Source organism: Streptomyces sp. NPDC051172 (assembly GCF_040682555.1).
Lineage (GTDB): Bacteria > Actinomycetota > Actinomycetes > Streptomycetales > Streptomycetaceae > Streptomyces.
This window is the reverse complement of record NZ_JBFBBE010000215.1, coordinates 1-8,524: the sequence shown is the minus strand read 5'-3', so window position 1 is coordinate 8,524 and position 8,524 is coordinate 1. Positions and strand designations below refer to the sequence as shown.

General features: G+C 70.7%; 5 protein-coding genes. 4 read left to right on the top strand and 1 reads right to left on the bottom strand.

Going from position 1 to position 8,524, the window contains the following annotated elements:
- Positions 1 to 193: 193 nt before the first annotated feature.
- Positions 194 to 1,237, bottom strand: coding sequence for a MupA/Atu3671 family FMN-dependent luciferase-like monooxygenase (locus tag AB0N07_RS48745; RefSeq protein ID WP_365847107.1), 1,044 nt, complete (start codon positions 1,235 to 1,237; stop codon positions 194 to 196).
- Between the two features lie 310 nt (positions 1,238 to 1,547).
- On the opposite strand from AB0N07_RS48745, the gene AB0N07_RS48740 reads away from it, so the two are divergent.
- From AB0N07_RS48740 to AB0N07_RS48725, 4 genes are all read left to right on the top strand, one after another.
- Entirely contained in the window at positions 1,548 to 1,805 is a 258-nt protein-coding gene (locus AB0N07_RS48740; protein ID WP_365847105.1) for a phosphopantetheine-binding protein, read from the top strand.
- 388 nt (positions 1,806 to 2,193) lie between these two features.
- Entirely contained in the window at positions 2,194 to 3,600 is a 1,407-nt protein-coding gene (locus AB0N07_RS48735) for an acyltransferase domain-containing protein (protein ID WP_365847103.1), read from the top strand.
- A gap of 5 nt (positions 3,601 to 3,605) precedes the next feature.
- Positions 3,606 to 6,959: an amino acid adenylation domain-containing protein gene (locus AB0N07_RS48730; protein WP_365847101.1), complete on the top strand. Its 3,354-nt coding sequence runs from the start codon at positions 3,606 to 3,608 to the stop codon at positions 6,957 to 6,959.
- A partial coding sequence (locus tag AB0N07_RS48725; RefSeq protein WP_365847099.1) for a polyketide synthase occupies positions 6,952 to 8,524 on the top strand: 1,573 nt, incomplete at its 3' end. The genes AB0N07_RS48730 and AB0N07_RS48725, both read left to right, overlap by 8 nt.

Genomic DNA, 8,524 nt, shown 5'->3' with positions numbered 1-8,524 from the left:
CCCGGCCCCGGACGGGAGCACCGGAGGCGGTCCTGCTGACGGACACCTGCCGGTCACCGTCCTGGGTGCCGCGGTGGCGTGGCCGTTGATCAAGAAAGGCCGTGAACTCCCGCACGGCGCGGGTCGGCCCCGGCGCGGGCACGGTGGATCCGCACCCTGGCCGGGCGACGCGGCGGCATGGGAAGGACCAGCGTCAGATCGTGCGCTGGTCGGGCGCGTCGGCGCCGCACACGTCCTGCAGTCGCTTGAGATGGGTCAAGCCGGTCATGACCTCGTCCGTCGGCAGTCCGAAGTCGATGAGACACGCGATCTCGTCCACGCCGAGCTCCGCGAGCCGCGCCACGACCTGCTCGCCCTTGTCGACCGAGCCGAGCAGGCCGACGTTGTCGAAGTAGTGCTCGAAGGCCCGCTCGACGAGCAGGTCGATCTCGTCCGGCTCCAGGTCTCCGGTGCTGAGGTCCGACGCCAGGATGAGCCCGAGTGAGCTGCGCATGTAGTCGCTCAGCGACGGCCGGACCAGCTCCCGGACCCTGTCGGTGTCCTCGCCGAGGTACGTGTGCACCATCACCGCGACGTGGCCCGGCCAGCCGGCGTCGGCCGCGGCCTCCCGGTACTCGGCGAGTTTGTGCGCCAGTTGTTCGGGACTCTGGCCGAGCAGGTGGGTGAGGAGTCCGGCTCCGATCCGGCCGGCGCTGCGGAAGGTCTCGACGTCGCCGACACTGGCGACCCAGATCGGCAGGTCGGTCTGGACCGGCGGCGGGTACGACCGCACCTTCACCGGGTTCCCCGCGCCGTCCGTGACCTCGATCGCCTCGCCGCGCCACAGGGCACGCACCTGCTCGATCCGCTCGTACATCTCCGTCCGGCGGTTCGTGTAGGCGGCCGGATTCAGGGCGAAGTCGACTGGGTGCCAGCCGGAGGCGAAGGACACCCCGACTCGGCCCCGGGAGATGTTGTCCACCACGGACCACTCCTCGGCGATCCGCAGCGCGTGGTGCAACGGTGCCACGACGCTGCCCGCCCGGATCTTGACACGCTCCGTCGTCGCGGCGATCGCCGCACTGGTCACCGAGGGGTTCGGATAGGTCCCACCGAAGGGGTGGAAGTGGCGTTCCGGGGTCCACACCGCCGCCATGCCGTTCTCGTCGGCGAAGCGGGCGCCTTCGAGCAGCAACCGGTACCGGTCGGCCTCGGCGCCTCCGCTGTCGTTGGCGAAATAGAAGAGGCTGAGATCCATCGTGCGTTCTCCCCAGCGGATACGGGTTCGGAGTAGGAGGTGTGTGGCGAATATCGGTCAGTAAATGCGCCCGCTCCTGATTCATAGCACCGTCGTTCTTCGCGGACACACTCACCGCGGACCGCGGTGGAAAACGGCTGACGAAGTGTTGTCTCGCCGGCGAGACAAACGCACGATGGACACGTCCTTCGGGAAATCAGGCGACGCGGACACGCGGGCGAACATGTCTTGAATACGTGTCCGCACACCGGTCGGACATGCGGCCTGCCGGCCTGCGAGAGCTGACCGATGAAGTGCGAGAGGTGGTCAAGTGACGGTCGACAGTGGGTTCCGTAACCCCATGGACGAGCTGGTGGTCGGCAAGGTGCGGGAGCTTCTGGGGAATCCTGACATCGGCGTCGGCGACGACTTCCTGGCCGTCGGCGGCAACTCCATCATCGCCGTCCGCCTCGGCCAGGCCCTGCGCCAGGAGCTCGGGATATCCCGGATCACGGGCGTCATCCTCAAGAACCCCTTGCTCAGCGACCTCAGCGACGTGCTGAGCGAACTGGTCGGCGAGGCGTCCTGACGCGTGGCTTCGGGACGGAACGTGGATCCGCCGCTACCAGGTGACCGGGTTCTGTGATTCGATTTCTCGTGCACCAGGCAAATCGCATCAGCATCAGGAGGCTGAGACAGAAAGCCTGTCTCGCCGGCAAGACATCGAGCCGATGTCACCTTGCGGTGGACGGTTTCCCGACCCATATGTTCGTGGTTCGGTGACAGCGCCCTCGGTCAACGGCGCTTCGACCTCTTCTGGAAATCGTCGTCATCCCATTCCAGCCCGTTGGATGTCGCGGGCTCACGTGGCTGACTTTTTCCAGACTTGACAGATCGGTTGGAGTTCCTTTGTGCCCGGAATGCCGTACAACAATGTTCAGGTCATACCGGATTCAGACGCGGCGCAGGGGGACCTCGTGACGGCGGCCGGAGCCCGGCCGTGCACCGGGTTCCTGTTTCCAGGGCAGAGCTCCGAGTACGTCGGCATGGGCGTCGAGTTCCATCGCAAGCACCCGTTGTTCCGCGCGGGCATCGACCGGCACGCCGATCAGTTCCGCCGGCTCACCGGCGTCGGTCCGCTGGACGTGTTCGCCGACCCGGCCGCCCAGACCCGGGCCGAGCTGCTCCAGCCCGCCGTCTTTCTGCTGCAGGTCGCGTTGGCGGAGTTCTGGACCTCGTGCGGGGTGCGGCCGGACGCGGTGGTCGGCCACAGTCTCGGCGAATACGCGGCCGCCTGTGTGGCGGGGGTGTTCGGCGTCGAGGAAGGGCTCGAACTCGTCAGCGCCCGCGGCCGGGCCTTCGCGGCCGTACCCGGCGCCGGCCGGATGGTCGCCGTGGGCGGTCCTGACCCGGCGGAGCTGGAAGGCATGGTCGCGGCACAGGGCGGCGCGGCGTCGGTGGCCGCGTACAACGCCCCGGAGCGGATCGTCGTCTCGGGGACCGACGCAGCGATGGGGGAGTTGGCGGCGGCGTTCGAGCGGCGAGGCTGGCTGACGATCCCGCTGGAGACCACCCACGCCTTCCACTCGACGCTGGTCGCCCCGGTCGTCCCGGAGCTGGTCGCGGCGGCGGCCCGGATCCGGCACCGGCCCCCGGCCGTGCCGCTGGCGCTGAACCTCACCGGGGGTTGGGCCGCGGGCGGGGAGCTCGGCGCGGAGTACTGGGGCCGGCAGCTCACCTCACCGGTCAGGTTCATGGCGGGAGTCCGGGCACTGATGGACGACGGCTGCACGGTCTTCCTGGAGGTGGGGCCCGGACGGACGCTGACCACGGCCGGCCGGGCGCAGAGCGACGGGAGTGAGCTCTGGCTGGCGGGGCTGGCGCCTCGGACACCGGATTCGGTGACGGTCCTGGAGCACCTGACTCGGTTGGAGGAGGCGGGGATTCCGGTCGACTGGGTGCAGTACCACGCGCCGTTCCGTGCGACGGGGCGGGCGGTCGGTGACCGGCCGGGAGCGGATCGGCCGCCTCCGGCGCCGTCCACCGAGCTGCCGTTCCGGATCGAGCGGGTCGTGATCCACGAGTCGGCGAGCGCTGCGGGGTCCGGAGTCGCGGTGGTCCGGCACCGGGTGGGTGAGCCGGCGCGAGAGGTCGTCGACGTCTCGGTCGTCGACGACGCCGGGCGGCCGGTCGTCGAGGTCTTCGGGCTCGAGCTCGGGGCGGGGACCGGTGAGGAGGCGGGCGGGCCGGACCAGCTCTCGCCTGAGGAGGCGGAGCGGCTGTTGGCCTCGCTCGACGCGCTGACCGAGGACCAATTGCACGCCCTCCTGCCTCTGTGGGCAGGCCCAGGCGCTTCCACCCCCGTCGGATCGACCGAGGAGTGACCCTCATGACTGACTACGACCTCCGGAAGAAGCTGGAGGCGGCGCTTCGGGCACGGGCCGTACAGGCGCGCACCGAGCATCCGCTCTCGTACGCGCAGAGCTCATTGTTGATGCTGCATCAGATGGACCCGGACAGCGCGTCCTACAACGTCGCCCTCACGGCCCGGTTCAGCGGCGGATTCGACTCCGGGGCGTTCCACCGAGCGCTGCAGTCGCTCGTCGGGCGGCACGCGGCGCTGCGCACCACCTTCAGCCGGGCGCGCGCCCACGACGGTGACGGCCCCGCGGACCGTCAGACCGTTCACGGCTGGCTCGAACCGGACTTCGCCGAGCTGGATGCCCGTCAGTGGAGTGACGGAGAACTTCGCGAGGCGGTGCGAGCCGCCTACCGCGAGCCGTTCGACCTCGTGACCGGGCCTCCCCTTCGAGCGCGGGCATACCTGGTGGCGCCCGGAGAAGCGGTCGTTCTGCTGGCCGCCCACCATGTGGTGTGCGACTTCTGGTCGCTCGGCACCATGCTGGCCGAACTCGAGCAGCTGTACGTCGCCGAGAACGAGCGGCGCCCGGCGCGGCTGCCCGGACGCAACAATCCGTACAGCGACTTCGTCGCGTATCAGCGCGAGCTGATCGCCGACGATCGGGGCACCCGGGCCCGCGCCTACTGGCACGCCCAGCTGCCCGGTCAGTTGGAGCCGGTCGAGTGGCCCCGGTTCGATCTTGACCCGGCGGACGCCGACGGCGGCGGTTCGCTCATGTTCCCCATCCCGGTGAACCTGGCTGCGGACGTGTTCGCGCTGGCCAAGGCGGAAGCGGTCACGCCCTACGTGGTATTGCTGACGGCCTTTCAGGTCCTGGTCGGACGCTACACCGGCCGGCGTGACGTGCTCGTCGGGAGCCCGTTCGCCGGCCGCACCGACCCGGCGCTGGCCGATTGCGTCGGGAACTTCATGAACTCCGTCGTGCTGCGTGCAGACCTGAGCGACGCGGTCTCGTTCCGCGAGCAGCTCGGCCGGACCCGCCGCACCGTCTCCGGGGCGTTCGAGCACCAGGACTATCCGTTCGAGCTGCTCGTCAGCGAGCTGGCGCCGCGCCGGGTGGACGGTCGCAATCCGATCTTCCAGGCGATGTTCATCTATCAGAAGTCCAGTCGGCATCCGGCGCACGCAGCCCTGCACGCGGCCGAGGAGGGCGCGTCGCCGGTCGCCTGGGCCGGACTGTCCGCGGCGCCGTTCCCGCTGGACAAGCAGGACGACCAGCTCGAGCTCACGCTGGAGATCGTCCACGACGGCGACCGGCTCGTCGGACTGCTCAAGTACCGCAAGTCCGTCTTCTCCGCCGCCGCGGCCGGCCGCGCCGCCGAGCACTTCACGACGCTGTTGCGGGCCGCGGTCGCCGACCCTGACCGCAGCGTGGCGGATCTGCCGGTACTGAGCGAGGCCGGGCACGTCGTCGACCGGCACCCCATGCCGGTGTCCGTCGCGTCGGACGACAGCTTGGCGGCCCGCTTCCGGCAGGCCGCGGAGCAGCACGCCCATCGAACGGCAGTGCGCTGCGATGGCGACGAGCTCACGTATGCCGAGCTCGACGAGCTGGCCGGGCGCTGGACGGCCCGGCTGCGGGCCGAGGGCGTCGGGCCGGGCAGCCGGGTCGCCCTCCTGCTCGAGCCCTCCCTCGACACGGTGGCCGCGGTCGTCGCGGTCCAGCGGGCCCAGGCGGCCTACGTGGCCCTGGACCCGTCCGATCCCGCGGCATGGTGCCGCTCGGTGCTCGAAGACAGCGGAGCGCATGTCGTGCTCACCCAGCCGGACCTGACCGGCCTGCTGGACGGTGCCGCGGTGCCGGTCCTGGTCATGGCGGAGACCGAGCTGCCGCCCGTCGGAGAGCCCGGCGATCTGCCGCGAGCCGGCGACGTGGCCCACACCGTCTACACCTCCGGCTCGACCGGGACGCCCCAGGGGTTCGACGTCGAGCACGGCAACGTCCTGACGCTGCTGGAGTCGATGCGTGCACACGTCGTCATCGACGAGACCGCGGTCGGGGCGTTCTTCCACCCGGCCGGTTCCGATCTGTCGCTGTGGGGCACCTTGCTGGCCGGGGCGTGCCTGGTCGTCGTGCCCTCGAAGGCGTCCCGATCGCCTGACCTCCTCCACACGCTGCTCGCCGAGGAACGGGTCACCCACATGGTCCAGACCCCCTCCGCCTTGCACGGCCTGTCCGCCGTGGTCCGGCGGACCGGGGCCCAGGGGCTGGCGCTGAGGCACGTCTTCTCGTGGGGCGAGCCTCTGCCCGCGCCGCTCGCCCGGACCGTCCGCGAGTGGTGCGGGACCCTGTGGAACATGTACGGCCCGGCCGAGACCACGGTCTGGGTCACCGCACAGCCCGTCGGTCCCGAAGACTGCGCAGGAACCGGCGTGCCGGTCGGACTCCCGCTGGCGAACGCCCGGGTCCACGTCCTCGACGAGCACGGGCACCCCGTGCCGCCGGAGTTCACCGGCGAACTGCACATCGGCGGACAGTGCGTCAGCCGGGGTTACGTCAACCAGTCGCAGCTGACGAAGGAACGCTTCCTCGACAGTCCGCTCGAGCCGCAGGGCCGGCTGTACCGCACCGGCGATCTGGCGCGGGTCAACACCAGGGGGCAACTGGAAATCCTGGGACGTGTCGACGACCAGGTGACGATCAGCGGGTTCCGGGTCGCGCTGGAAGGCGTGGCAGCCCGGCTGGGCAAGGTGCCCGGTGTCAGAAGGTCGACGGCATCGGTCGCCGGAGCGGACGCCGACGACAGCCGCCTCGTCGCCTGCGTGATTCCCGAGCCGGGGTGGAACCTGACGGAAAGCGCCCTGATAGCGGAGTTGCGTTCCACGCTGCCGCCTTACATGGTGCCCACCGCGATCGGGTTCTTCGACGCGTTCCCGCTCGACGCCGGTCAGAAGGTCGACCGCGTACGACTGGCCGAGCAGTTCGCGAGCATGGCCGCTCGAACCGGCGTCGCCGTGGCGCCGAGCAACCACGAGCGTCGGGTGGCGGCCGTCTGGCAGCAGGTGCTGCAGCGCCAGGACATCGGCCGCGAGGACAACTTCTTCGATCTCGGCGGCAACTCCATGCTGCTTCTGCAGGTCTACGAACTGCTCGACGGCGATGCCGCGGACCCGCCGTTGAAGGGGTCCGAGATGTTTCGCTATCCGACCGTGGCCAGTCTGGCCGCGCGCCTCGGAGCGGCCGACGCCGCGCCGGCAGCCGCCGGCGGAGGCGGGGGCCGCGACCGGGATCGGACGTCGAGCCGACGCATCCGACTGGCGGACGACACGGTCCGCGGCGCGCGCCTGCGGGCCCGGGAGCGGGGAGGGCGGAATGCCTGACGCCGAGGAGCTCGACGCGACGATGCGGTCGAACGACGTGGCCGTGATCGGGATGTGCGGCCGGTTTCCCGGCGCCCCCGACCTGGACGCGTTCTGGAGTCGGCTGCGGGCCGGGGACGAGCTGCTGACCACCTACACCGACGACGAACTCCTCGCGGCCGGCGTGCCCGAGCGGGTACTCCGCGATCCGCGTTACGTCCGGCGAGCGGCCGTCCTGCCCGACGCCTTCGACTTCGACCCCGAGTTCTTCGGTTACACCCGGCGCGAGGCGAAGCTGATCGATCCCCAACAGCGGATCATGCTGGAGGTCGCCTGGGAACTGCTCGACACCATCGGCTACTCCGGCGGGGCCGGCGACCAGGCGGTCGGGGTGTTCGCCGGCGCGGCGATGAACACGTACCTGACGAACGTCGTGGCCCGGTCCTGCGACCTGCTGACCTACGACGGCATCGAGCTCATGGTCGCCAACGACAAGGACTATCTGACCACGCGGATCTCCTACAAGCTGGGCCTGAAGGGGCCGAGCGTCGCCGTGCAGACCGCCTGTTCGACATCGCTGGTCGCGGTGCACGTGGCCGCGCAGAGCCTGATCGCGGGGGAATGCGACATCGCGCTGGCCGGCGGAGTCTCGGTGATCGCCAACGCGTATCCGGGCTATGTGTACCGCGAGGGGATGATGTTCTCCCCGGACGGCCGGTGCCGTCCCTTCGACGCGGACGCCGACGGCACCACGTTCGGCGACGGCGTCGGCCTGGTGGCCCTGAAGCGGCTGGCCGAGGCGGTCGAGGACGGCGACCGGATCCTGGCCGTGCTGAAGGGATCGGCGGTCAACAACGACGGGTCCGACAAGATCGGCTACACCGCCCCGAGCGTCGAAGGGCAGCGGGCGGTGATCGGCGAGGCGCACGCGGTCGCCGGGGTGGACAGCGACACCATCACGTACGTCGAGGCGCACGGGACCGCGACCTCCCTGGGCGACCCCATCGAGTTCACCGCTCTCAGCGAGGCCTTCGTCGCCGGCGGCGCCCAGCCCGGGCAGTGCGCGCTGGGCTCGGTCAAGGCGAATGCCGGGCACCTGGCCGCCGCCGCCGGGATCACCGGGTTCATCAAGACGGTGCTGGCCCTGCGGCACCGGGAGATCCCCGGCCACCCGACCTTCACCCGGCCCAACCCACAGATCGAGCTGGCCGGCAGCCCGTTCCACATCAATACCCTGCCGATGGCATGGCAGCCGGGCCCGACCCCGCGGCGGGCCGCGGTCAGCTCGTTCGCCATCGGCGGCACCAACGTGCACGTCGTGCTGGAGGAGGCGCCACCGCTGCCCGCGCGGCCGACGCCGGACGCCGGTCCCCGGCTGCTCGCGGTGAGCGCCAAGAGCGACCGGGCGCTGCGCGACCTGGCCGGTCGGCTGGCCGACGTGCTGGCGCGGCCGGACGCCCCCGACCTCGCCGACGCCGACTACACGCTGCGGGCCGGCCGCCGCGGGTTCGCGCATCGCCGCGCGGTCGTCGATGCGGTGGTCGGCGACGAGGACGTGGTGATCAACGCGGCCGGTTCGCTCCCCG

Excerpts from the sequence above, each read along its gene's own strand:
- AB0N07_RS48745 (WP_365847107.1), bottom strand. The coding sequence starts at position 1,237 with ATGGATCTCAGCCTCTTCTATTTCGCCAACGACAGCGGAGGCGCCGAG.
- AB0N07_RS48730 (WP_365847101.1), top strand. The coding sequence starts at position 3,606 with ATGACTGACTACGACCTCCGGAAGAAGCTGGAGGCGGCGCTTCGGGCA.